We start from the raw sequence: 26,383 nt of genomic DNA, 5'->3' as shown, positions 1-26,383 counted from the left end.
ACCGGCTATTGACGCGAAATTTGCCTTGCTTATTTGGCAGACTAAAGTAGAAAAACTATCAAGCTAGAGATATATTATAAAAAATTTTATCGATATTTCAATTTGTTAGCTATCTCTTAAACCGAGTTCAGGTTAACGAGGGCTACTCACTTTACTTTTCATTTCGTTATCTGCAAATACCGCCTCAGTTGTCACCTGTACTTGATTACGCCCTTGTTGTTTCGCTTTATATAAGGCTATATCAGCTTGACGTACCAATTGCTCAATAGTAACCGTTGTATTCTGAACAGGCACAACCGTGGCACTGCCGGCACTGATAGTGACAACATCTGATGCCGATGAAAATTTATGCTCAATAGCAAGTGAGGCTACGGCAGAACACACGCCTTCACCTAACCGCTCAGCACCATGACAGTCTGTATTTGGCAAAATTAAGATGAACTCTTCTCCACCATAACGCGCAATTAAATCACCCACTCTATTTAGCTGACTTTGCACTATTGCAGCAACCTTGATTAAGCAATCATCACCCGCCTGATGACCATAATTATCGTTATAGGCCTTAAAGTAATCAACATCTAACATGATCACAGTCAATGGTTGCTCTTCTCGGCGTAAACGTAACCATACTTCTTGCAAGTAAGCGTCACCACGACGACGATTGGCTACATCAGTTAAGCCATCTCGATCTGCTAAATTTTGCAATTCTTCATTCAGCTCTTCTAATCGTGCAGTACGTTTCGCTACTTTCGCTTCCAATGTATGAGAATATTCTTGTACTTGCTCGTAAAGACGCGCGTTCTCTATTGCGACTGAAGCCTGAGCCGCCAACAAACGAATGATCTCTACTCGATCTTCAGTAAATACGCCACTGGTTAAATTATTTTCCAGATACAACACACCTTCAAATCGTTCTCGCTTGATTGGTACACATAAAACGGATCGTGCACGCTGTGCAATAATATAAGGGTCGCGACTAAATTCTCCCTCAAGCGCGGCTTCGTGCAGTACTAATGCCTCACCTGAAAAGAAAATTTTGTTGATCAAAGCAATGGGCAAAGGGAGCCTACTACCGTTACTTGTTGGCAAGTACATATGTTCAGGCACATCGACTGTTGGCAAGCCGGTTTCAGGTAACTTAACGGCCTCAACAATAAAGTTATCTTCACGCCTTACCACTAAACACCCCCACTGTGCACTTGAGTTTTCAAGTAAAATAGACATGGTTTTTTGCAATAAACGATCTAATACTATTTCACCTGAAATTTCTCGAGAGGCTTTCATCACGGATGCGAGATCTAAATTAGAGATATCCGTTTCTTTAGTAGAATGAAAAGCTTGTCCTGTTAATTCTTGCAATATAGGGTATTCTTTAAGTAACCACTTAACCTTGGCTTTTGCTCCCCAACGCTCATAAATGCGATGAGCGGCACGTAAATATCCTTCTGCTGATTTTTTCTGCCCTTGTGCGAGAAGATGGCATGCCGCACGTTCACAAGCAGTAGCTTCGTCATGCAAAAACCCGCTCTTTTTCGCTGCTTCGATGGCGGCATTATAATGTTGTAATGCAAGATCAAAATGCCCTTTAATACGTTCCAATTCAGCAGTCATAAGGTACTGTAAGTGACGGAAATTATCTTCACAATTATCAGCCCAACGTGTCATACGAGCAAGGTCACGATACAAACGGGCCAATACGCGAGGCTGCTCATCAAGGCTCATGTCAGGATAATGATGTGTTAACGTCAAGTTGGCTACAAGGTAATAACGTGTCAACTGTGGCAAGGACATGGCAGATTTAATCAGTGGATCTTGTGCATGAATAAACTGCAACGCTCGATCATAATCACCATACAAAAAACAAGCCTCTGCATTATAAATATTATGATTAGCTATGCCTGTCATAAACTGACGTTGCTGCATGCCATCAAAGCATTTCTGCGAATCAAACTGACTATCACTCAAACTAGTTTCAGCATGAGTTTTTCCTAATAAATTACGTTGTAACTGTAAAAACAGCGTGCCTGAGTCTAACGAGTCTTGATAGGCACACTCACGAACAATTTCCATATTTTCACTATGGAGACGTTCTGCGGTTTCTATGTCTAACGTAGGATCCCATATCACACAGTCTTGTGCACTATAGGCTAAATAAAGCAAATCACCTGATTGATATCCGGCTTCAATCCCTTTAAGAAATAAGGGTGTGAGTGTCGTCCAATGGTTACTCCAATGATGAACGAACATAGCATAAACATAAATAACACGTGAACGCAGTGTCAAATCGTCAAGGCGCTCATTAATTGCTAAACCCACTTTACCGTATTGATAACCTAACGCAGGTTCATCCAGTTCACCGCACAACAACATGCCATAAGCGGCATAATTAAACGCTGATTCAGGACAATTTCCATGGCGTAATGACAAATTAACAGACTTAATCACCAGATAAGGAAACAAATTACCAACCCCAGAGAGAAAAGCAGCAGGAAAAATCTCCATCAACAATCGCATGGCAATCAAAATAGCGGGGTCTTGCACCGTTGGTTCATCAACTAACGAAGCAATGCTTCTGCCTGCAAGGTTTTCCTCAACAAGTTTTCGCTCTGCATCAATATCAGCCAGTGTTGGTTGGTCAGTAAACTCTATATTTAACAGGGCTAAACCTTGAATAGCCGCCACAATAGACTCGTCCATCCGTCCTAATGTTGCATATTGACGTGTGCGAGTAGCTAAAATATCACTGCGTTGCACATTTGAGTCAGCGTGCAAAAGTAGTAACTCAATCCGCTTTCTGCTTTTTCAATGAAACCCGTAAGGTAATAACACTGCTGAATTTCACTAGCCAGTGTTTTCATTAATTCGGGGGTTTCTTTCCACGGATTTTCAGGCAGTAATTGCTCAACTAGCAATAAATAAGTAAGCGCCGCTTTATAAGCAGTCGCATTTTTAGCTCGTTGACCTGCCCTAAGGTTAAGTTCAGCCAAGTCCAATCTCTCCTTGGGAGAGTCAATGAACTCAATACCTTGATTAAGGTGGCCTACAATATCACTAAGGCATTCACTGGGAACATCACCATCTATTTGTAAAAGCAGTAATCGACCTATCGACAAGTGTACTTGGGGTAATTGCTTAACATCAATTAGCTGATAAGCGGCTTGTTGTACTTTATCGTGTTGAAAACGATAGCTCAGTTCAAAATCTAACGCATCTTTATAGCCACTGACTAAACGATAATCACTGTGCAGGGGTTGTATTGTGTATTGCTTGAGTGCCGGTAATAACGCCGCAGCAGTATCCGCAACAGAATGCTGATAAATCGCGGCCAATGTTTCCAAATCGAAACATGCACCAATACAGGCAGCTAATTGTAATACTTGTTGGGTTTCCTTTGACAATTCCCGCAAATTATCCAACATAAAACTAACGGAATCGTCACTAACATCGGCCCAGTTTACCCTGTCAATATTCCAATGCCAGTAACCACTCTTTGTATTTGCACTGATTGCGCCTTGCTTATGAAGATAGCGTAAAAGTTCATTGGTGAAAAAAGGGTTACCCTTAGCTTTATTGTATAGTAATTCGGTCAGTGCATAAGGTTCATCTTTATCACAGCATAAACTATCAGCCACCACCAGAAACAGCTTCTTTATCCAAGGGCTCTACAGGTAAGTAATCAATATTATATTGATTTTTCAAGGTCTCTAACAAAGTGGAAAGTGGATGCCCAGGAACTACTTCATTACTACGGTAAGCCGCAATTAATAACAAATGAGTTTGTTCTCTTGAAGTCACGATACGTCGTAACAACTCTAACGTAGGCGCGTCACTCCAGTGTAAATCATCAAGAAACAATACCACTGGATGCCCCTCGCCGCCCAATACCTGTAAAAATGCTGCCAACACTAAATGCTGACGATTGCGCGCTTCTGCAGGTGGTAGTTGAGGTACAGGTGGTTGTTTGCCAATAATTAATTCAAGTTCAGGTACCGCTCTAAAACCAAACTTGCATTAGGTGATAGTGCCGTTTGCAAATTCCAACGCCATTGTTCAAGTTGTTGTTCTGGCAGCTGTAATAGTTGTTGTACTAAAGCACTGTAGGTTGCAGCAAGGGCTGAATAGGCTTCTCCTTGTTGAAATTGATCAAATTTACTTTGTACCAAAAAGCCTCGTTCACGCACTTGAAAACGATCTATTTCATTAACTAATACAGATTTACCAACACCGGAATAACCATGTACCAAACAAAATCGTGTTTGGCCATTAACCGCTTGCTCAAATAGATTAACGAGATGTTGTAGTTCTTTCTCACGACCATAAAGCTTTTGGGGCACCAAAAACTTTTGTACAACGCCCTGCTCTCCCAAAACAAAGGATTCAATAGTTTTCCCCAACGCTAAATAATCTGCACAATGAGTTAGATCATATTTTAAGCTTTCACTATTTTGATACCTTTCTTCTGGGCATTTAGCCAACAACTTAAGTACAATATTTGAAATAACCTCGGGAAGTTGAGGTACTAACGTATTGGGTGATGGGGGTAAACGACAAATATGGGTATAAACCCAATCCAGTGCATCCTTAGCCTCAAAAGGACGTTGGCCCGTTAATAGCTCAAACATCAGTATACCAAGAGAGTAATAATCTGAACGGTAATCTACATCACGGTTCATGCGCCCAGTTTGTTCAGGCGACATATAAGGCAATGTTTCTTCTGATTGTTTAGGTAGTTGCGTTGATTGTAGTTCTTGATCAAGTTCAGAGGCAAAAGCCAAACCAAAGAAGTGCAATATCGCCATTAATCGTATTAATCAATACGTGTTGCGATGACAATGCTTTGTGCACTATATCTTGTTGATGCATACGGCCTAATGTATTGATTAGGCTTAAACTAATTTCTAACACCTGCGCTAATGGCAACCCATGTCCACCAGACTGAGCCAAGAATTGCTGCAAGGTACAATCATAGAGGTCCGTCACTAACACTAAATTGCCACTGCCATGTGGTAGTACATTATGTATTTTTCGTATACCGCCTATATCACTTAATTCTTGTGTAATAAAAGCTTCACGACGAAGAGCTGCTACTAAGTTTCGCTCAGGATATTGCGCATCAATAGTTTCTAATGAACATTCAACGTCATCAATAAGGTTATGAGCACGATAAACGATTCGTCCTGTTGTTTGCCAAAGCACAGGGCCAATAAAATAGTCGGGTAATCGTAACGAGCTTTTCACCTGATTTTTCACTCACATTTTAGTAATATCATCTGCTTATATATCAAACAATTGAGAAAACGTTTTAAGAAAATCTTCTTTAGCCGTGTCACGCAATGGTTCGCCATGTCCGCACAACGCATGCTTAAAGGGCAAAGCTTTTAAGCGGATAAAGTCTGCTGCTGCCGGTGCTGCAGCTTGTAACCACACAGGCCCTACATTCGCAGGAGTAAAAAAGCCCATTTGCTGCATTCTTTCAGTCGAGCTATCACAAAAGTGCTCATCAGGTGCTAACCAGTTTTGTAGTGCATCACAAGCAATGGCAACACCACCTTCACGCTGTAAACATAAGATAGCTTCTGGAATTTGAGTCGTTTCAAATTGAAATAAACTAGCATCACTAATCGGTAATTTAGCGTCAGGTGACAACTCAGTTACTTTAACAGTAGAGTCATTGACTAAACCTGGCATCGCCCAATACTGAGCCTGATAACGGTCAACATAAAAAGCGTCATCACGACCATGCAAAGCCCCTAAACGGATAACATCGGTGACTGTACCAAGCTGCTCTAGCTCAGCCAGTGCCTCTTCGTTCAAACGTATGCTATTGATAATAATGAGTCGTTCACCTTCACGAACAATTACCATGTTTCGGCTAAACTGCCAATCTAACTCCATTAAAACGGTTTCCATAGAGCCACTGACAAAAAATATATCATCAAATACTTTTCTTATGGTTCCATGAGCAAGCGCTTGTGGATATTCATTCGGTATTAATACTTCCAAGGTCTAATCCTCATTCACAGTGATAATTAAAACGACCAACATAACAATACTCTACTGCATATTCATTTAAAAAACTATTGAGATATGCTTCTTGAATCGAATTAAGATGATTATGCTTAATATCATCAATTGTTTCTTCGTTATTACTGCTATCTAAGCGTTTTAAATGGAACAAAGTCATATCTTTACCGCCAAAAAATCCTTTCAAAAATTCATGATGAGGACGCGCGTCAGACATATCAAAAACAAAGCCATTTAATGCGGTATACAAGGGATATTTTGTCAATAATGCTTCATCAAAAGTGGGATACTCACCTTCTGGCGGGACAAACAGTGGATAATTTTTTGGTTTGAGCACGGGTTGAATTTTAAGCTGCTCAATATAATCTTGGTTCAAACCCGCTTTTATGGCGCCGTCTAATATAATGTTTAGGTAACGTCTACTTGGCAAACAGTTATTATCAATAAAGTCAGGCATACCAACATAAGTTAACGCGGCGGTAGTTTGTGATTGTGATTGTTTGGATGCATAAGAATCGACCATAACATCCACTTCTACATCAAGAGTAATTCGATCATAGCCATAACCATAGGCTTCCGCTGCATCTAAAAGCTCAAGGGCATCGTCTGATAGTTCATGCAAAATACCCAACACCTGATCTTGAGGATCATCCGTGCATTCTATATTGCCAACGCCCCCTTCATTTCGGAAAAAATGTTGAACGTTAAAGCGTAAAACCCAACCATGCAACACTGCCGACTTTGAGCTTAGCGGTACCACACCTTTAGCCTTCAGTGATGCAATGCTCATGTTTGAACCAAAACCAAAATAATAAAACATAAAAAGTAGACTACACTGATACTGTTTAAGACAAAAAACGGTCAATTAATTTGCTGTTTTTGTCGTCGACAAAAGCGCTACTAACATGGCGCTTATTCATACGCTTCTTTATAAATTTGCTAAAACATTTTCCGCTGTGCTTACCGAAAACTCTTTTGGCTTTTCAACAAATAACTGAGTCACTACACCGTCATCAATAACCATTGCATAACGTTGTGAACGAATGCCACCAAAGGCACCTGTAGGCATATCTAAACCTAATTTTTGGGTATAACTTCCGTCTCCATCAGCTAATAAGGTAATGTTTTCCGCATTTTGGGCTTCGCCCCAAGCAGACATAACAAAAGCATCGTTTACTGATAAACAAATGATTTGATCAATACCTTTCGCTTTAAATTCGTCAGCGTTAACAACATAACCCGGTAAATGGGCTTCTGAACACGTTGGTGTAAACGCACCAGGTACAGCAAATAACACGACTTTTTTATCGGAAAAAAGTGACAAGGTATTGTGGGTTGTTACTTCACCATTTTTACGTTCTTGTAACTCGCCTTCAGGCATGGGATGGTTTATTTGAATCATATTTTTTCCTAAACAATTAATAATAAGCAGGGAGTATGATCGATTCTACACCTAATTTCACGTGAATTAACATAAAACCAGTGTCTTTCAACAATGAGGTATATTTCAAGGTTATTGTCGGCTAGGTTATTGTCGGCTACTTGTTATAAACATTAACTTAACTAAATAACTAACTAACTAAATAACTAGATAACTAGATAACTAGATAACTAGATAAATAAGGCCACTTCTTCTGTGGTTAGTTCACGCCATTCGCCTGGTGCCAAATCAGCCAGTTCAATATCGCCTATTTGCTCACGATGTAACCCCACCACTCTATTACCAACTGCTGCAAACATTCGTTTAACCTGGTGATATTTTCCTTCGGTTATCGTCAGTAATACTTCATTGGTTTCATTGTTCGATTCATCAACGGATAAGGTATCGTCCATAACCAAAACTAAAGCAGCAGGACGCGTTAAAGTTGATTCACCCTGTAATTGCAGCCCTTGTTTAAACTGTTCAATCAATTCAGCCGATTTATCTTTAGAGATAGTATCTCTGAGCCAAACACGATAAGTTTTTTTACATTCTTTTTTAGGTGAAATGACATTATGCGACCATCTACCATCATCAGTGATCAGCACTAAACCGGTAGTATCCGCATCTAATCGACCCGCAATATGTAAATCAAAGGCTTTATCCACATCAATAAAATTCAATACAGACGGATAAATTTCATCAACATTTGAACAAATAGAATCAGCCACTTTATGTAGCATAAAATATCGCGACGTTCTCGCCGTTAACACTTGCCCATCAATCGTGATGGTATTATTTTCATGCACTTGCATGGCAGCATTCTTGGCTACTTCACCATTGACACGCACTTCACCACTTTTCAGTAGTTTTTTAGCCTCATTTCGTGTCAGTTCGGTACTTTTACAGATAAATTTATCTAAACGCATTGGCCTTCCAGAATATTAGCCCTATTCACTTCTTACTTATTCAGCTTCAACCCAAAACCAATAGCCTTGATCAAGTAATGTTGCCATTAAGCGAATAAAATCCTTATTGTCTCGCCATGATACTAATTCAGAGGGCATAATCACTAATTGATCACACAGTAATTTAATCACAGGTGCTATTTCACTTTCGAACGTTATTTGCTCACCGTTAATATAGCAAACTCCATTACTAATCGTATCTTCAAAATAAAAAGCTCTCAAGCCTCCTAAACGTTTAATAGCATGAATACCCAACAACTCAGTCACTTCTTCGTGACCAAAAGGCTCATCACTAGGCATTAAATCAAGTTCGTGTTTAGCGGTTAAAAAATTCCCAACAAAGTTTTTAAATAGAGATTCATCATCAAGTAAATTTTGTAACTGACTCTTTATGTTCTGATAATCTTCATTAGATATTTCACCGCTATGCGAAACTGCTTGTCTGTTTGGATCTTCCAGTAATTGTCCACCTAAATCATTATCAATAATATGATCCGCAAAACCACTTAATAAACTGATAGCAGAATTAGCACGAAAACCGACGGAAAAACTCATCGACGGCTCTAACGCCACCCCCTCATGAGGATAGCCCGGTGGAATATAGATAATATCACCTGCTTCCAACTCCACATCAATAATAGCTTCAAACGGCTCAACATGTAATAACGCTTCATGAGCAACGACTTCAGCATGATTACCACGTGCACCTACTCGCCAATGACGCTTACCTGAGCCTTGACAGATAAAAGTATCGTAATTATCAATATGCGGACCAACACTGCCACCTTCGGTAGCAAAACTCACCATTAAATCATCTAAACGCCAATGGGGTAAAAAGCGAAACGGTTCAATCAATTCGGCCGCTTCTTCAGAAAAGTTATCGAGGGCTTGAATCACTAACGACCAATCTCGCTCACCTAAATGCTCATAGCTTTCAAATGGCCCAAACTCAGCTTGCCATTGACCATTTTTCTTAGACACCAAACGAGACTGAACCGTTTCTTCCATCGCGATGCCGGAAATTCATCTGGCGAAATGGGGTCGACAAAATCTTTAAAGCCTTGACGAATAACCACTGGCTTTTTTTGCCAATAGGTTGCCAAAAATTCATTCTGACTCATTTGGTTTAAATCTAAGTGATACATAGTGTTCTCTAACGTTATTTATAGGGTTTTAAGCAACAGACATGCCGGCAATTTTATGCCAATAACCATTACATTCTTGCGCCGCATCTAATGGATAATTAATTGGTGTTAATAACTGTTGTCGAAACTTATCAACTTGAGTAAAAGCGAGTTCACTATCACTGCTAATACGCATTATATCAACACCCATGTCATTTAACTGGGTTACTTCATTAATGAGATTATACTGGTAAGCCGACATAGTTTGAATGCCATTTAACACAAAAACTTGCTCCCCCTCACGAGAGTTCATTTTTCGACCTTGAGGGTATTTAATACAGCAATATTGGCAATCATCTTTCGGCCTATCTTCTGAGCGAGCGGTAAAACATCGAGCAGAGTATGCTAACGGTAAATAGCCCCAAGAAAACACCTCACATTCAAATTGATCACGAATATGTTCATCGGTTGCTTGTTGCAAAATAGTTTTTAACCAGTCGCCTGAAAGCTCTACCGGCATTAACCAACGCATCATGCCTTGTTTAATTAATACTTTCAAAGTGGAGAGGTTATAACAGTTAATAGCAGGGCCTGCAACAAAAGGCATGTTTAAGTCATGCATTATTTGCACTGCGCTTAAATCATTGGCTTCCACTAATAAGTCACCGTTATCACACAGCTTTTTTAAGGTAACAATTTCAGCGGGTGATTCTAACAAAGTCATGGTTGAAATCACAATTTGTTTATCGGTTTCTTGTGCTAATTCACGCCCTAACGCTAACCAGTCTTTTGCCTTTAATTCACGACGTTTTGAACAAACGGTTTCACCTAAATAAATAATATCTGCATTTGATGTTTTTGCTTGTTGATAAAATTGCTCAACATCAGCTTTTGGCCAAAAAAACAAATTAGGCCCAAGAGAGAATTTCATAAATTTAATATCCTAAAATAAAAAGTCCTAAAATAAAATGTCCTAAATCTTAAAGGATCATTACTGCCATTTGCGGTGATATGCACCTAACGTAGTTTGCGAGCCTTCTGAAAGATTAGCCAAGGTATTCATCCAGCTACCTTCTACTTGGTAAGTTTCGGGGCTTTGCTTATATCTATCAATTGCCATGCGCCAGGTTTTAGCAACTTGCTCGACATAGGTCAGGCTGCGTTGTCTGCCTTCAATTTTAACCGACACAATCCCCATAGCCATTAGTTCAGGAATCAATTCTAAGGTATTTAAACTGGTGGGCTCTTCTAAGGCATGATAAACATCACCATCAACGTCAAAACGACCTTTACATAAAGTGGGGTAACCGGCATTTTCGCCTTCTTGATAACGGTCGATTAAAACATTATTTAAGCGAGACTCTAACCCTTGATCTGTTTCTTGCCGTACATATTTAGCAGGTGAGCAAGCCCCAACAGTATTAGGAGATTCTCCCGTCATATAAGACGATAAATAACAACGCCCTTCTGCCATAATACATAAACTACCAAAAGCAAATACTTCCAATGGTACAGGGCTATTTTTAGCCAGTTGACGAACTTGTTGAACAGACAATACGCGAGGTAAAACAACTCGACCAACATCAAAATTATTATTAAAAAACTTAATCGCTTCAAGGTTAGTGGTTGAGGCTTGCACAGAAACATGACGCTCTACCTCTGGGTATTTATTGGCGGCGTAATCAAGTACACCTAAATCGGCAATGATTAACGCATCAGCGCCAATAGCTACCGCATTATCAACGGCTTTTTTCCAACGCTCTTCCCCACTTGCGTGGGCAAAAGTATTAATAGCAACGTGTAATTTTTTACCCCGTTGATGCACATAATCAGCGGCTTTCGCTAACTTACCATCATTAAAATTAAGACCGGCAAAATGTCGGGCATTGGTATCATCTTTTAAACCAATATAAACCGCATCAGCACCATTATCTATGGCTGTTTTCAACGCAGGTAAATTACCTGCCGGACATAATAGCTCCACAAAAAAGCTCCCAAATTAGCTTCATAATTAACTTCATAATTAAACTAGACGTTAACAACAGAAAATACGTGCCGATAGTCTAGGGGGTTATTGGCTTGTATTTATTGATATGAATTAAAGAAAACTTGATCTAGTGCAGCTAATTTTTTACCTTGCCTTGTTAAACTTCAATGATATAAATATATAAGAGCTAGACTAAAAACGTGTTTAATTTACCCTCATTATCTCAAGCCGCTTTGAACCTAAACCCTACGCAAAAACTGCCATTGCAATTACGTGCACACATGATAACGATGATGCCAAAAATATTACGTCCCAGTTTGCGGTTGCTCCCCTTCAAGGCCCAAAAAGCCATGTTATTGCCGATTATCGTCAGTATTTAGAGAAGCGTTAGCAGACGGTGATTTTGAATTTTTACAAGATAAATGGTTAAAAATAGCCATAACTGATCTGGAGTTAACTTGGTGGTTAAGTTTTGATGGCAAACAACTTGTGATGGCATCAAAAGATGAAATTCAGGTTAATCAGCACAGTGAAGACGTAAGCTTTAGTGCCACAGGTGAAGATTTAGTGTTAATTGTTTACGGGCGTAAGCAAGACCCTGACACCTTATTTTTTCAACGTCGCTTAAAAATTGAAGGGGACACAGAGCTAGGCTTAGAAGTTAAAAATTTAATTGATGCCATTGATATTGAACAACTTCCCAGTTCAATACATTCATTGGTTGATTTTAGCGCTAGTTTTTTACAAAACACACGAGACGAATTAACGCTATCAGCAGTACAAAGTGAATAATACCAATTTCACTAACTAACCTGAACTCGGTTTAAGAGATAGCTAACAAATTGAAATATCGATAAAATTTTTTATAATATATCTCTAGCTTGATAGTTTTTCTTAATTCAAGGCAAATTTCGCGTCAATAGTCGGTCTATTGCAAGTAAATTTAACGCAGAAGTAAGGAAAAATAGCTACTAGAGAAGCATTTGTTAAGCCGAGCTCAGGTTAACTATGTAATTATTTATACTTGCTAAAATAGAGCACTTAATTAATGAAACTGCGATAACCTAAAACAAAAATTCCTCTAACTTAAAATTATCTATACATAAACATAAGTAAAAATAATAGTTAGAGGAATATTGATCAGGCAGTTTTCGCTTATCTATGAAGTTCGCCTGCTCTTTCTGGCTGAAAAACAACTTCACTAATTTTCACACTAAAAAAACCGCCTCCAGGTTTTGGCCATTCTATTTTATCTCCTTGCGATAAACCAAGTAGCGCACTACCAACTGGCGCTAAAATAGATATTGTTTTACCACTAGAATCAACATCTTTTGGATAAACCAAAAAGCTCAAATGCTTCATTAGTCGATTCAATAATGAATTTTACCGTAGAATTCATCGTAACGATTGTCGGTGGAATTAATTCTGGTGCTACAACATTGGCACGTTCAAGCTCTTCTTCAAGCTCGGCTTTCCCTGCGAAACTATTTTTTGGTAAAGATTCAATTAAGTTATACAATCTATCTGCATCTAATGATGAAATTGTAATTTCTGGTCTTGTGTTCATTTCTACTCTCAATATAAAGCCGCACTAATATAGCAGCAACCCAACAAATAACATGTCGTTATTCAATTTAAAAAACTTGACATCAATTTAGCCAAATGAGTTTAAGTAACTTATATTTAATTAAGCAATATCTAACTAAGCAATGCGCGTTCAACCAAGCAAGGTACTACAAACTTGCGGCATAAGCACGTGCTTTTTCAAGATCTTCAGGAGTATCTACACCTTCAACAGGCACATTTGTTTTTGCGACAGCAACATGAATATTTTCACCCTGGTAAAGCACTCGTAACTGTTCCAATGCTTCAACTTGCTCTAGTTGACTTGTAGGCCAATTAACATAATCTTTAATAAAACCGGCGCGATAAGCGTAAATACCTACATGACGTAAATAGAATTCACCAATCTTATCAACATTGTCATTGCCTAAAAATCTTGCTCTATCATAGGGGATTGTTGCGCGGCTAAAATACAAAGCATAACCATCTTTATCCGTCAGTACTTTTACCGCATTAGGATTAAAAGCTTCACTAACTGAGTCAATTTTTATTGCTAGCGTTGACATGCGAGAAATTTTACCAAGGATTGAATTACTAGCCGATTGTGCTGCTTTTTGATGGGCCAAATTATTAGCAACTTGAGCAATATTTTCAGGCGGAATAAAGGGTTCATCCCCTTGAACATTCACAATAATTTCATCATCATGAAACTGGTATTGTTCCATCACTTCAGCTAAACGCTCAGTGCCAGATTGATGATCACTGCGTGTTTTACAAACTTCACCACAAAACCCTTTAACCACCTGTTCTACATCATCATTATCTGTCGCCACAATCACTTTAGTTGCGCCACTGAGTCGGGCTTTTTCAACCACCCATTGAATCATAGGTTTGCCGCCAATATCAGCCAAAGACTTTGCCAGGTAATCTAGAGGATTGAAAACGAGCAGGGATAACAACAACAAATGGCGTTATATCGGTGGACAAGGTAGCAACAGTCATTATTTAGCCTTCTAGATTGATATTTTCTACTGCATCAACCGCATCATCTTGGTTAATACGACGCGCTTCGCTTTCGAGCAACACAGGAATATCTTGATCTATTGCATAGGCAAGTTTATCAAATTTACAAATAAGCTCTTGCTGCTCTTTATTGTAGTCAAGCTTCCCTTTACACACAGGACACGCTAAAATTTCCAGTAACTTAGTATCAAACGCCATAATTTCATTCTCTTTGTTATTTTATTTTTTTAAGTTAGATAAACCCCAACTTACACTATAATCTTGTCTCACGTCGCTAAAGGCTCTAGCCCGAGAAGTAACTATACCGTTAATTCTTTCATTAGCTTTTCGTTTGCTTTTTTGTCAGTTTATTTGATAAGTAAAGCACTAACGTCTCTTCGTCTTGTTCAGAAAACTGCGCACTAACAGGTAAATACCACCAATGATCTTGTGCGAATAATTGGCATTTTACCGCATCTTTCTCAGTCATTAATAGCGGTAAATCTGTTTTAAACTGATTAAAATCATCAAGAGTGAAACTTTTATGATCAACATAACCCTGCTGCTTTACAATATTAAAACCTAACGTCTGTAAGGTATCAAAAAAACGTTGAGGATCACCAATACCTGCAGCAGCATTAACAGACCGCCACTGGTTAAAAAACTGAGTTAATAATTGTTTTTCACCGGTTTTTATATTAATTAATTCACTCGCTGCTAAAGTCATCATAATTGAATCATGCTTTACTTGAGCCCCAGAGCCCATGTGATCACCATTATAAATCACCAAATCTGCATCAGTTAAACGCCATTGTCCTTCTCTTAATGGGCCGGCAGGCAATAACAAACCATTGCCAAAAAGCCGTTTTGCATCAACAATAATTAGCTCTACATCACGTGCTAAGCGATAATGTTGTAGCCCATCATCGCTGATAATAAGATCGCAACCATGCTCAATTAACTTGTTTGCATCAGCCACTCTATCCGCGCCAACTACCACAGGTACATGGCAACGTTGATGTATTAATATAGGTTCATCACCTGCTTGTACACTCGTGCTAGTGTCATCGAGTAAATAAGGATAAGTATCAGCCTTGCCCCCATAGCCACGAGAAATCACGCCAGGAGTAAAACCCAATGATTTTGCTAAAGCCACTAAGTGAACAACAACAGGAGTTTTACCATTACCACCAACACCAATATTCCCCACAACAATAACAGGCGCATCAACATGAATTGATTTAAAAACACCTAGCTTAAACGCAAGCCTTCGCACCAAGCTTAATAAATAAAACAAGGCGCTGAAAGGCAACAATAAAGGCACTAACCAATATTTCGCACGGTGTTTTTGAAACCAAACTCGTTCAATTAAACGCACACACACTCCATTGTAACGCTATTCGTTAAAACCATCAGCCTACGACTCAAATTGAAAATTATGTAATTGTGCATACGCACCATTTTTGTCAAGTAGCGTTTGATGAGTACCTTGCTCAATAATTTTCCCCTGATCCATCACAATAATCTTATCGGCGTTTTCTATGGTAGATAATCGATGAGCAATAACAATTGAGGTTCTATTTTGCTGTAACGTTTGTAAAGCATCTTGAATATGACGCTCAGACTCAGTGTCTAACGCACTGGTGGCTTCATCTAAAATTAAAAAGGGAGCATCACATAATAATGCGCGAGCAATAGCAACACGTTGGCGTTGACCGCCCGAAAGTAAAGCGCCATTCTCTCCAATATTCGTTTGTAAACCTTGCGCCATTTTGTCTGCAAATTCTAAAATATGCGCACTTTTAGCAGCCGCGATAATTTCATCCATCGTCGCCTCTGGTTTACCGTAAGCAATATTATTGGCAAGGGTGTCGTTAAAAAGCACCACATCTTGTGAAACATAAGCAAACTGATGACGTAAGTCCTTCAGAAAATAATTTTCAATCTTCGTGCCGTCAATTAAAATCTCGCCCTCGCCGGCATCATAAAAACGTAATAATAAAGCACTGGCTGTCGACTTACCGCTACCCGAGCGCCCAACAAACGCTAAGGTTTCACCTGGATTTAATTCGAAAGAGACATCGTCTAGTGCCCACTTGTTTTTAACTAAATCACCCTGTTCATCGTGGTCATTAACATGATAATCATAAGCAAAATTGACATTTTTAAAAGCGATATATCCCTGTGCCTTATCAAGATGCTTAACACCTGTGTCTTTTTCTTTTTCTTGATCTAATACAGAAAAAATACTCGTACAAGCTGCCATACCTCGTTGAAATTCACTATTCACATCAGTCAACATTTTAAGCGGCCTTAGCAACATTACCATATAAGTAATAATACTGATAAAGCTACCCGCAGAAATACTTTCACGTAACGTGTCAGAATTGACCGCGTAAAAAACAAAAGCCAAAGCAAAAGAGGCTATGATCTGAATAATAGGGACGCTACCCGCTTTTGCAGCTACCAGTTTCATTCGTTGGTGTCTATTTTGATTATTAATTTGTTGAAAGCGAGCAAATTCTTTTTCTTGCCCACCAAAAGTTAGCACGACTTTATGACCATTGAAGGTTTGCTCAGCCGCCGAGGTAACTTCGCCCATTGCCCCTTGAATATTCTTACTTATTTTACGAAAACGTTTAGAAACAAAATGAACAACAAACGCAATAATAGGTGTGATAAGTATGAAAATCAGTGATAACTGCCAACTGATATAAAACATCAAACCAATTAACCCCAACACAAAAGCGCTTTGTTGCACGATAACTAATACAGCTTTACTCACCGAGTTTAAAACCTGCTCAGTGTCATAAGTCAGCTTTGAAATTAACCCCCCGTTGATTCTTTGTCATGAAAAGTCACCGGCATACTCATAATATGTTCAAACAATACCTGTTTGATATCAGTCACTACATTATTCCCCACCCATGCTAAACAATAATTCGCAATAAAGTGAAATAAACCACGAAAAATAAAAGCCGCAACAACAAACACCGGCGCCCATTTCATAAAGTCACGGTTTGCCCCACCGAGACCGTCATCTATTAACGGTTTTAATTGTGATAAAAAATACACATCAATTGCCGCATAGCCTAACATGCCAATTATCGCAACAATAAAGCCTAACTTATAAGGTTTAGCATAACCGAGGAGACGCCTGAAGTTTTGCCATGTGGTGGCGCTTATCGTATTTTCCATAGAAAAAATTATTTCACTGCATCTGACTGATATTATAATGACTTGATTTTAGCGTGATTTAGTTAAACAACCAACTAAATATCTATATCAAAGAGGCTTTGCGAACCAGAAAGGCCATAAATCATTGTGATAGCCATAGTATAAAATCCCTTTCTCTGAAAATTTCAATGTCACTTGCCCTGATTGGGCGCTATTAATTAAGGAAACATTGTTGTTTTGATAACGTTTCACTACTTCAGCCACAGGCATATGCCATCGATTTAAAAACCCAAAGACTCACAACAGCAATATCAGCTTGTACTTGTTCAATAAATGCATTACTTGAAGAAGTTTTAGAGCCATGATGAGGTACAACGAGTACATCGGCCTGTAATGCCGGATATTGCTGAATTAATTTGCCTTCAATGACTTTAGAGATATCCCCTGTTAACAATACCTTGTGTTTTTCATCTTTAATCAAAATAACACAAGAGTCGTCATTTTCTTCTGACACTTGTTGTTCAGGCCAAAGCATTTCAAACGTTAACCCTTGCCAGTCAAACGACTGCCCTTGCAAACAAGTATTAGACTCATTGTCTGCATCGCTATTATAAATCAACTCTTTAATCATAATGGATTTTTGCAACACAGCTAAACCACCTGCGTGATCATTATCGCTGTGACTGATGATCACTTTATCCAATTGTTGTATGCCGGCAAATTGCAAATAAGGTAACACCACCGCTTCTACCATATTAAAGCCACTGTCATACGCCGCGCCGGTATCATATAAAATCGCCTTTGTTCCCCGTTGTACAAGTACAGACAATCCTTGCCCAACATCAAACACCACTAATTGCCAAAGTTTAGGGGCGTTAGTCGATTTCCCCACCAACACAAATGAAACAAAACCTATAAGCAAAGTAAAACAAAATAACATCGCACGTATTTTAGTATTTATCTGACTTTTAAGGGTAAATTTTGGCGAAAAACACCCATAACACTATCACCAAACCAAAAAACACTATCAACTGAACATGTAAACTTGACAGAGTAACGACACTCCATGGTTTAATTGATAAGTAAGACAAATAATCCCAAATAAACTGTATGGATTCTAAGCAGAGCATAATCAAAAACTGGCTAAATGTTTCTGACAGCGGCAGAAAAACTAATGACAACAAACACAAAGGAATACTAATAAAACTCATCCAAGGCACAGCAATAATATTTGCAAAAAAGGCCACCACCGAAATTTGTTGAAAAAAGAGCGCACTGACAGGTAAAAGCATCACGGTTAAACTTAACTGAATAACAAGCAAACCCTTGATAAAGCGCGATACCTTATGACCTTGATTAATAAAATACTTGAAACGCCACAGGGTCATAAAAATAAGCGTAACGGCATAAACCGACAACCAAAAACTTACCGTAAACAAACTAAACGGAGTCGTTATCGTTATGATAAATAACGTCAGCAAAAGCCATCGTTTTATTGAGATATGTATTGCGGCTAAGCGAGTAAACCAATAAAAACTTAACATCACCAACGCACGAACTGTTGGCAAAGAAAAACCACCAAATAACCATAACTAACCGCCACAAGTAAACTGAGGCCTATAGCATAATAACGAGCGTTAATTGTTTGTACTTGGTAGCTGTTACTGAATAACTTAAGGGGAATAAAACGCAAAAATAGCATAACGAGATAAAAACTTCCTGACGCTACCAAACCTATATGCAAACCTGAAATAGCAATTAAATGCCCTGTTCCCGTTGCTTGTAAAACTTGCCAAACATCTTGACTTAATGCGGTACGAGAGCCAAATCCTAACGCCAATAACAACGGCGCCAACTCATTAGAGGCATTTTCATCTAATAAACGCTGAGAATAATCACTGAAGCCTTGTTGACGAAAAGTAGTCGTTGCGTCCACTAACTTATTTTTGTTATGTTTTATCACATAACCTGTGGCACTTATCGCTTTACTGTTTAACCACGTTTGATAACTAAAGCCGCCTTGATTAGCCAAACCATGAGCAGGTTTAACCTTGATCTTTAAATTCACAATATTCCCCTGTTGCAAAGCAAATGAGGCATTTTTCCAACTTAAGCGAATTTTGATTGCTTGAGATAGTTTAGAATTATTAAGATGTGTTATTAACAAATTGAAACGCAGCTGACTTTGTTTATCGTCGGTTTTTGTTAAACGACTTACTGAATTATTTAGTTCACCTTGCTTTACAGGTGCGTGCAAACTTAATACTTCACCTTTTACCCACAGGGCTTTGCTTGATAACTCAATGAGGTTTATACTGTTTTCTTGCCACAGGTGCTGAAAGCTAAACGCGCTAAATAACATCCAACTTGCGCCAAACAATAAGCCTGAACTTAATCGCAAGGGTTTGACCTGCGTAGTAAAATGAAAAGGATAATAAAAAAAGCAGAGCGAGAGAAAGAGAAGTAAAATAAGCACAAAAAGATCTGGCACTACAGGTAAAAATAGTGAGAATATAGCACCCAGAAAAAAATTAGCTAACCACCAATCCATAGTGAATGAAGTACTTCCTGTATCAATTGTTGTATTAGTTTTCTATTCGCCGGCTTAACTAACCTTATTTAGATTAAATAAAACTATACTTAATTAACAATAATAGAAACCTAAAATTAAAAGTAAGCCTAAAAATAAACGTAAACTAACCCTAAAGATCATAGTAAGTATATGCCAAAAAAACTAATTAAGCGCTTTATGCCAGATCCACAGCGAATTAAAGACAATAAAAATCTAAAAATTTTTGGCAAGTTATTGCACAACCCCCATTTATGGCATATGAATCGTCATTCTGTAGCAAAAGCTTTTGCTGTTGGTTTATTTTTTGCTTTTATCCCTGTGCCTTTTCAAATGATTTTAGCTGCCGGCACTGCTATTTTAGTTCATTCAAATTTACCACTGTCAGTTGCCTTAGTCTGGTTAACAAACCCACTGACCATGCCTGCAATTTTTTACGCGTGTTACGTTGTAGGAGCTTGGCTATTACATACCCCTCATAAAGAGTTTTTGTTTGAAGCTAGTTGGCAGTGGATTGTTGATAGTTTATCAACCATAGGCCCTGCATTTTTCTTAGGCTGTGGTGTATTAGCTGTACTTTTTTCTATTTTAGGCTATTGCGGTATTCAGCTTTTATGGCGCTATAACGCAATAAAAGCTTGGCAAAAAAGAAACGGAAAATAACAACTTTATTTGTGGTGGCGTGTATTTCAGGTCGACTTTGTTTCAGGTCGACTTTGGTTCAGGTCGACTTTGTTTCAGGTCGACTTTGTTTCAGGTCGCATAATTGAAAAATGTTGGTAAGCTCTATCGGTAGCAATTCTGCCACGCGGGGTTCGTTGTAAAAAACCTTGTTGAATTAAAAACGGCTCAAGTACATCTTCAATGGTTTCTCGTTCTTCACCAATGGCCGCCGCAATATTATCAAGACCAACGGGCCCGCCCATAAATTTGTCAATAATCGCATGTAATAGCTTTCTGTCCATAATATCAAAACCTTCATTATCAACTTCTAGCATATCCGGGCCGCAGCGGCAGTTACTTGATTAACAAAACCTTCGGTTTTAATATCGGCATAATCACGTACTCTACGTAATAACCTGTTAGCAATTCGAGGGGTACCGCGCGCTCTACGAGCAACTTCGAAGGCTCCCTCTTCATTCATATTTAGGTTCAATAAACTAGCGGAACGCTTAACAATCGTGGTTAAGTCTTGCACATTGTAAAACTCTAAGCGTTGTACAATACCAAACCTATCCCTAAGCGGAGACGTTAACGCACCGGCTCGGGTAGTTGCACCAATCAAGGTAAATGCAGGTAAATCTAATTTTATCGAACGCGCTGCAGGTCCCTCACCTATCATAATATCAAGTTGATAATCCTCCATTGCCGGATAGAGAATTTCTTCAACCACGGGGCTTAAACGATGTATTTCATCAATAAATAAAATATCGTTTTCTTCTAAATTAGTCAGTAATGCGGCCAAATCACCCGCTTTTTCTAACACAGGTCCCGAAGTAGTACGAATATTTACCCCCATTTCATTGGCAACAATATTAGCCAGTGTGGTTTTTCCTAAACCTGGAGGGCCAAAAATAAGTAAATGGTCCAGTGGTTCATCACGATTTTTAGCTGCCGGAATAAAAATTTCCATTTGTGCTTTAACGTGCGCTTGCCCAGTATAATCAATGAGCATTTTAGGGCGAATAGCACGATCAACCCCTTCATCCTCAACGGTGGCAATGGGTTCTATTAAGCGATCAGCTTCTATCATTGTTGTTCCCTGTCTTTACAGCATTGATTTTAAAGCATGGCGAATAATATCTTCGCTAGACATCCCGTCAGAATAAACCGCTTAACCGCTTTATCTGCTTGTACTTGTTTATAGCCTAATGAAATTAGTGCATTAATTGCATCACCTTTATTATTACGGAACGCATCATTAAAACCGTTAACAAAAGTTTGTTCTACTCCTAACTGTGTTGGCATTGCATCAGTTGCCGGAGTAAGTGAGGTAATTTGCCAATCTTTTAAGCGATCTCGCATTTCAATTAATAAACGCTCCGCGGTTTTTTTGCCAACACCGGGAATTTTTACAATGCCTGAAACATCATCATGAGCTACACAGCTTACAAATTGATCTGCAGACATAGCTGATAACACTGCTAACGCCAACTTGGGACCAACCCCATTTACTTTAATCAACAACCGAAACAGCTTACGCTCAGTGGTATTCACAAACCCATACAACAACTGCGCGTCTTCACGTACCACAAAATGGGTATAAATGATGGTCTGTTCATTTAACTCGGGTAAAGCATAAATACTGGTCATTGGCATAGTCACTTCATAGCCTACGCCGCACTCAATAAGAATTTCAGGGGGAATTTTTCAACTAACGTGCCAGATAAACGACCAATCACAGCATAAACCTACAAAAATCAATAACGATGCCAAAATCATACCACTAGATATTTATACAGTAAACTACTTTTTTGGCTACGTAATACTGAACTACCTCAATCTTCGTCGAACTGTTTTTTGAGCTTGGCCGCAAGTTTTGCTAAACTTTCATGACTATTCCCATGACATAAAGCAACAGCAAGCGCATCAGCCGCATCTGCTTGCGGTGTGCCAGGTAATTTTAAAATGGTTTTCACCATATGTTGCACTTGCGTTTTATCCGCACCACCAGTGCCAACTACAGCCTGTTTAATTTGCCTTGCAGAATACTCAGCAACGAGCAAGCCACTGTTTGTTGCTGCCACAATAGCAGCACCACGGGCTTGCCCTAGCTTCAGGGCAGAATCAGGGTTTTTCGCCATAAACACTTGTTCAATCGCGAACATATCGGGTTTAAATTGCAAAATAATTTCACTCACGCCGGCAAAAATAGTTTGCAAGCGTGAGGCTAAATCATCACCTTGGCTTAGTGCTTTAATACAACCACTACCAAGATAAGTAAACGACCTATCTTCATGTTTGATCACCCCGTAGCCTGTAAAGCGCGACCCGGGGTCTATTCCTAGTATAATAGCCATAAAGACCCAAGACAGTCGTGCTCAAACACCATGAATAATGTCAAAATAAATCAATACGCGTCATAAACAACACGCGTACCATTATTCTTTATCTTCAGAGATAGTTGCCACACCCAACTCAGCTAATTGTGCAGGATTAGCATTACCTGGAGCATTCGTTAACGGACAAGCAGCTGTGGTAGTTTTAGGGAATGCCATTACTTCACGAATCGACGTTGTTCCAGTCATTAACATCACTAAACGATCAAGACCAAAAGCAAGACCAACATGCGGTGGCGCACCATATTGTAATGCTTCAAGTAAGAAACCAAATTTTTCTTGTGCTTCTTCTTCATCAATACCTAAAATTCTAAACGCGGCAGATTGCATATCTTGTTTATGAATACGTACAGAGCCACCACCTAATTCACAACCATTTAATACCATATCGTACGCATCAGACAATGCACCAAGTGGATTTGCTTCAAGCTCTTCAGGTGTTAAACCTGTTGGTGCTGTAAACGGATGATGAAGTGCATGCATACGGCCATCGATTTCTTCAAACATAGGAAAATCAACAACCCATAACGGTTTCCACTCACCTTCAAGTAAATCTAAATCTTCACCTATTTTAAGTCGTAAAGCACCAAGGGATTCAGTCACGACGTTATAGGTGTCTGAACCAAAGAAAATAATGTCGCCTGTTTTAGCGTTAGTACGCTCAAGCAACGCTTTAGCAGCGTCGGCAGATAAGAATTTTAAAATGGGTGATTGTAAACCGTCAACGCCTGTTGATAAGGCAGCATCAATGTCGTTCACTTTCATCCATGGCATACCTTTAGCACCATAAATACCAACAAACTTGGTTAGATCGTCAATCCCTTTGCGTGAAAATTTCGCCGCACCATCAGGTACACAAATAACCGCAACACGGCCTTTTTCATCATTCGCAGGGCCTGAAAAAACTTTAAACTCAACGTCTTTTAAAATATCAGCAACGTCCACTAATTCTAATGGATTACGTAAATCAGGCTTGTCTGAGCCAAAACGCGCCATTGCCTCTGAAAAAGGCATGCGAGGAAAATCACCTAAATCAACATCAAGCATTTCTTTAAATAATTCACGAATCATGGTTTCAGTCACTTCCATGACTTTATCACTCGACATAAATGACGTTTCAATATCAATTTGCGTAAATTCAGGTTGTCTATCCGCACGTAAATCTTCATCACGGAAACATTTCACTATTTGATAATAACGTTCCATACCCGACATCATCAGCAATTGTTTAAACAATTGAGGTGATTGTGGTAAAGCAAAAAACTTACCTTTATGCGTACGACTAGGGACTAAATAATCACGAGCACCTTCAGGGGTTGCAGCAGTAAGAATTGGGGTTTCAATATCTAAAAAACCTTGTGACTCAAGCGAACTACGTACCTTTGAAGTAACCTTGGCACGAAAACGTAAACGTTCAGTCATTTCAGCACGACGTAAATCAAGGTAACGATATTTTAAACGTTGTTCTTCAGAGTTAACTTGGTTTGAATCTAATGGCAATGGTGCTGATTTATTTAAAATCGTCAACTCTAAACCAAGCACTTCAATAGCACCTGTTTTCATGTCTTTGTTGATTTGACCTTCTGGACGTGCGCGTACTTTACCTTTTAACTGCACACAAAACTCATTACGCAATGTATTTGCGGTAGCAAGTACTTCAGGTAAATCTGGATCATAAACCACTTGTACTAAACCTTCTCGATCACGAAGATCTAAAAAGATAACAGCGCCTAAGTCACGACGACGATTTACCCAACCACAAAGAGTGACCTCTTGACCAATATGAGATTCATTAACCTCACCACAATAAAGACTACGCATAGATTTTGCCTTGATAATAATATGAGCTGCTGCTTATACAAATATTACGAGCTTCATCGAGAACATCGTAATTTTGGTACAAGCTTATAAATGCCGCATATTATAAAGCAAAGATTAGTAAAGTCACCCTAACGAAGAATGATTATTTTCATTAACTTAACTTATCGATAGCTTATCGATTTTACTGAACAAATTCGGGTACGGTAAATTGCCCTAACACACCGTCTATTTGCCCGTCCCACGTCTAATAAGTCCCCCGTTATTCATGCTCTTGTAATTCAAATTTCGTACAAACATGCAAACGCCAAATCAATAGATAAATTAAAGCATACAACGCCATTCCGCCGGCAAGCACACCAAACCAGTCCCCATATTGCCGACAAGCAACTAAGTAAAAACCACCTAAACTACCACCAACATAATAATGCACAAGATAAAGTGCGGTTGCCGTTGCTTTGGCCGTTTTTGCTTTTTGACTTACCCAAGCATAGGCAAGCGAGTGCGTGAAAAAAGCCCCCGAGCTAATGAATAACAAACCAATAATCATGGTATACAAAGAATCAAAAGAGGCAATCCACATGCCAGTAACACTAACCGTTGTGCCTATTACCATACCCTTGATAGGACTATAAACCTGACTCCAACGACCGCTCAGCTTTGCCGTAATGGTGCCACTAAGATAACAAAGAAAAATCATCGAGGTTAAGCTAATAGAAAGGGAATAAGGTGGAGCAACAAGCCTAAAACCCATTACCGTATACAAATTAACAAATAGGGCAAAATTTAGGCCGCCAATCAACATTGCCACCCCTAATACACGCCGTTTTAAATGCTCAATAACCTGTTTACTGTGGGTGCGAAACTGCCCTTTTTTAGGCGTAAAATATTGTTGTTGAGGTAATAAACGGTTAACTAAAAAAACCCCAAGGAAACTCAACATTGCCATCCCTACAACCGCAACTTCCCGCCCCCAATACTCAGTAACAAAACCGCCATATAAACGGCCAGTAATACCCCCTAAAGAATTAGCACTAATGTAGCCACCCACGGCAAGAACCAAGGCTTTAGGTGTAAACTCTTCTGCCATATAGGCCACAGCAACCGCGGCAAACCCTGCAAGCGAAACCCCCATTACCCCACGGGCTAACGTTAACATTAATAAAGAATCAGTTAATAACATTGCCATGCCAGTAAAGGGCAATAAAAAAAGGCTCAGCATCATCACAGTACGGCGTCCAATCATTTCCGACGCAATAGCCCAGGGCACTAAGGTGAGTGCTAAGGTCAACGTACCCGCGGCCAATAACCAGTTTATAGCAATGGCACTGGCATTAAATTTTTCAGCCATTAAGGGCAACATAGGTCGGAACATGTACAAATTACAAAATACCAGAAATGAGCCCGAAGCGCTAATGCGAAGCTTGCACGATGGTATGTCGCGGTTTTTATTTCAATCATTACAATGATACTTACAAGATAAAAGTGATAAACAAAACAGGCGTTTACTAAAAATAACGCCTTAAAGTGACAAGTCTAATACCCGTTTCATTAATTAAGTGATCTATTTTATACGCAGAAAAATATACGTAGAAAAAATGGCCAAATACAAGGTATTTATTTCAATAACGAGTGGTGCTAATTATTAAATAAATAACGATGTAGTGGATGA

General features: G+C 39.1%; 19 protein-coding genes and 8 pseudogenes. 3 read left to right on the top strand and 24 right to left on the bottom strand.

The window, feature by feature from the left end; genetic code table 11:
• Nucleotides 1-132: 132 nt before the first annotated feature.
• The 12 genes from L3081_RS21670 to ubiU all read right to left on the bottom strand — a co-directional run bounded on the left by L3081_RS21670 (nucleotide 133) and on the right by ubiU (nucleotide 11,520).
• Nucleotides 133-2,772: a sensor domain-containing diguanylate cyclase gene (locus L3081_RS21670; RefSeq protein ID WP_242288403.1), complete on the bottom strand. Its 2,640-nt coding sequence runs from the start codon at nucleotides 2,770-2,772 to the stop codon at nucleotides 133-135.
• Nucleotides 2,733-3,632 carry an ATP-binding protein gene (locus L3081_RS21665; RefSeq protein WP_242288402.1) on the bottom strand — a complete coding sequence of 300 codons (900 nt, stop codon included), beginning with the start codon at nucleotides 3,630-3,632 and terminating at the stop codon, nucleotides 2,733-2,735. The genes L3081_RS21670 and L3081_RS21665 overlap by 40 nt, the downstream gene beginning before the upstream one ends.
• Nucleotides 3,625-3,969, bottom strand: coding sequence for an AAA family ATPase (locus L3081_RS27440; RefSeq protein WP_338027467.1), 345 nt, complete (start codon nucleotides 3,967-3,969; stop codon nucleotides 3,625-3,627). Before L3081_RS27440 ends, L3081_RS21665 begins: the two co-directional genes overlap by 8 nt.
• A 2-nt stretch (nucleotides 3,970-3,971) precedes the next feature.
• Nucleotides 3,972-4,799 carry an AAA family ATPase gene (locus L3081_RS21660; protein ID WP_274620701.1) on the bottom strand — a complete coding sequence of 276 codons (828 nt, stop codon included), beginning with the start codon at nucleotides 4,797-4,799 and terminating at the stop codon, nucleotides 3,972-3,974.
• Complete coding sequence (locus L3081_RS21655; protein WP_242288401.1) at nucleotides 4,759-5,238, bottom strand: protein kinase family protein; 480 nt, start codon at nucleotides 5,236-5,238, stop codon at nucleotides 4,759-4,761. Before L3081_RS21655 ends, L3081_RS21660 begins: the two co-directional genes overlap by 41 nt.
• Before the next feature lie 36 nt (nucleotides 5,239-5,274).
• On the bottom strand, nucleotides 5,275-6,003 hold the full coding sequence (locus tag L3081_RS21650) for a hypothetical protein (protein WP_242288400.1): 729 nt from the start codon (nucleotides 6,001-6,003) through the stop codon (nucleotides 5,275-5,277).
• 10 nt (nucleotides 6,004-6,013) lie between these two features.
• Nucleotides 6,014-6,814, bottom strand: coding sequence for a gamma-glutamylcyclotransferase family protein (locus L3081_RS21645; protein WP_242288399.1), 801 nt, complete (start codon nucleotides 6,812-6,814; stop codon nucleotides 6,014-6,016).
• Nucleotides 6,815-6,952: 138 nt separating this feature from the next.
• A complete protein-coding gene (locus tag L3081_RS21640; RefSeq protein ID WP_242288398.1) occupies nucleotides 6,953-7,426 on the bottom strand; it encodes a peroxiredoxin in 474 nt (157 codons plus the stop codon).
• 209 nt (nucleotides 7,427-7,635) lie between these two features.
• Nucleotides 7,636-8,373, bottom strand: coding sequence for a pseudouridine synthase (locus tag L3081_RS21635; RefSeq protein ID WP_242288397.1), 738 nt, complete (start codon nucleotides 8,371-8,373; stop codon nucleotides 7,636-7,638).
• Between the two features lie 36 nt (nucleotides 8,374-8,409).
• The gene (locus L3081_RS21630) at nucleotides 8,410-9,420 is read right to left on the bottom strand and encodes a ribosomal protein uL16 3-hydroxylase (RefSeq protein WP_338027449.1); all 1,011 of its coding nucleotides are present in this window, start codon (nucleotides 9,418-9,420) and stop codon (nucleotides 8,410-8,412) included.
• 165 nt (nucleotides 9,421-9,585) lie between these two features.
• Nucleotides 9,586-10,467, bottom strand: a complete 882-nt coding sequence (locus L3081_RS21625; protein ID WP_242288396.1) for a U32 family peptidase — start codon at nucleotides 10,465-10,467, stop codon at nucleotides 9,586-9,588.
• Nucleotides 10,468-10,527: 60 nt separating this feature from the next.
• Nucleotides 10,528-11,520: a ubiquinone anaerobic biosynthesis protein UbiU gene (ubiU, locus tag L3081_RS21620; RefSeq protein WP_242288395.1), complete on the bottom strand. Its 993-nt coding sequence runs from the start codon at nucleotides 11,518-11,520 to the stop codon at nucleotides 10,528-10,530.
• A 203-nt stretch (nucleotides 11,521-11,723) separates the two neighbouring features.
• On the opposite strand from ubiU, the gene L3081_RS21615 reads away from it, so the two are divergent.
• Nucleotides 11,724-11,903 carry a hypothetical protein gene (locus tag L3081_RS21615; protein WP_242288394.1) on the top strand — a complete coding sequence of 60 codons (180 nt, stop codon included), beginning with the start codon at nucleotides 11,724-11,726 and terminating at the stop codon, nucleotides 11,901-11,903.
• Between the two features lie 40 nt (nucleotides 11,904-11,943).
• A pseudogene (gene ubiT / locus L3081_RS21610) lies at nucleotides 11,944-12,226 on the top strand (ubiquinone anaerobic biosynthesis accessory factor UbiT); the annotation flags it as partial.
• Nucleotides 12,227-12,678: 452 nt separating this feature from the next.
• Here ubiT and rnk read toward each other — a convergent pair.
• From rnk to L3081_RS21575, 7 genes and pseudogenes are all read right to left on the bottom strand, one after another.
• Nucleotides 12,679-13,090: pseudogene (gene rnk, locus L3081_RS21605) on the bottom strand (nucleoside diphosphate kinase regulator).
• Nucleotides 13,091-13,256: 166 nt separating this feature from the next.
• Nucleotides 13,257-14,088, bottom strand: a pseudogene (gene kdsB, locus L3081_RS21600) (3-deoxy-manno-octulosonate cytidylyltransferase).
• Between the two features lie 3 nt (nucleotides 14,089-14,091).
• Nucleotides 14,092-14,307 (bottom strand): Trm112 family protein, encoded by a 216-nt coding sequence (locus L3081_RS21595; RefSeq protein WP_242288393.1) that lies wholly within the window; start codon nucleotides 14,305-14,307, stop codon nucleotides 14,092-14,094.
• A gap of 121 nt (nucleotides 14,308-14,428) precedes the next feature.
• Nucleotides 14,429-15,466: a tetraacyldisaccharide 4'-kinase gene (gene lpxK / locus L3081_RS21590; protein WP_242288392.1), complete on the bottom strand. Its 1,038-nt coding sequence runs from the start codon at nucleotides 15,464-15,466 to the stop codon at nucleotides 14,429-14,431.
• Nucleotides 15,467-15,505: 39 nt separating this feature from the next.
• A pseudogene (gene msbA / locus L3081_RS21585) lies at nucleotides 15,506-17,286 on the bottom strand (lipid A export permease/ATP-binding protein MsbA).
• Between the two features lie 235 nt (nucleotides 17,287-17,521).
• Nucleotides 17,522-18,205, bottom strand: coding sequence for a DNA internalization-related competence protein ComEC/Rec2 (locus L3081_RS21580; protein ID WP_242288391.1), 684 nt, complete (start codon nucleotides 18,203-18,205; stop codon nucleotides 17,522-17,524).
• A gap of 28 nt (nucleotides 18,206-18,233) precedes the next feature.
• Nucleotides 18,234-19,816: pseudogene (locus L3081_RS21575) on the bottom strand (ComEC/Rec2 family competence protein).
• A gap of 171 nt (nucleotides 19,817-19,987) precedes the next feature.
• Here L3081_RS21575 and L3081_RS21570 point away from each other — a divergent pair.
• Nucleotides 19,988-20,497 carry a DUF2062 domain-containing protein gene (locus L3081_RS21570; protein ID WP_242288390.1) on the top strand — a complete coding sequence of 170 codons (510 nt, stop codon included), beginning with the start codon at nucleotides 19,988-19,990 and terminating at the stop codon, nucleotides 20,495-20,497.
• A gap of 74 nt (nucleotides 20,498-20,571) precedes the next feature.
• On the opposite strand, the pseudogene ruvB reads toward L3081_RS21570, so the two are convergent.
• The 5 genes and pseudogenes from ruvB to L3081_RS21545 all read right to left on the bottom strand — a co-directional run bounded on the left by ruvB (nucleotide 20,572) and on the right by L3081_RS21545 (nucleotide 26,062).
• Nucleotides 20,572-21,587: pseudogene (gene ruvB, locus L3081_RS21565) on the bottom strand (Holliday junction branch migration DNA helicase RuvB).
• 15 nt (nucleotides 21,588-21,602) lie between these two features.
• Nucleotides 21,603-22,236, bottom strand: a pseudogene (ruvA, locus tag L3081_RS21560) (Holliday junction branch migration protein RuvA).
• A gap of 91 nt (nucleotides 22,237-22,327) precedes the next feature.
• Nucleotides 22,328-22,854: pseudogene (gene ruvC, locus L3081_RS21555) on the bottom strand (crossover junction endodeoxyribonuclease RuvC).
• A gap of 81 nt (nucleotides 22,855-22,935) precedes the next feature.
• Nucleotides 22,936-24,714: an aspartate--tRNA ligase gene (aspS, locus tag L3081_RS21550; protein ID WP_242288389.1), complete on the bottom strand. Its 1,779-nt coding sequence runs from the start codon at nucleotides 24,712-24,714 to the stop codon at nucleotides 22,936-22,938.
• Nucleotides 24,715-24,973: 259 nt separating this feature from the next.
• Nucleotides 24,974-26,062 (bottom strand): MFS transporter, encoded by a 1,089-nt coding sequence (locus L3081_RS21545; RefSeq protein ID WP_242288388.1) that lies wholly within the window; start codon nucleotides 26,060-26,062, stop codon nucleotides 24,974-24,976.
• Nucleotides 26,063-26,383 lie beyond the last annotated feature (321 nt).

Source organism: Colwellia maritima, from assembly GCF_022669015.1.
Lineage (GTDB): Bacteria > Pseudomonadota > Gammaproteobacteria > Enterobacterales > Alteromonadaceae > Colwellia > Colwellia maritima.
This window is presented reverse-complemented; position numbering and strand designations above follow the sequence as displayed.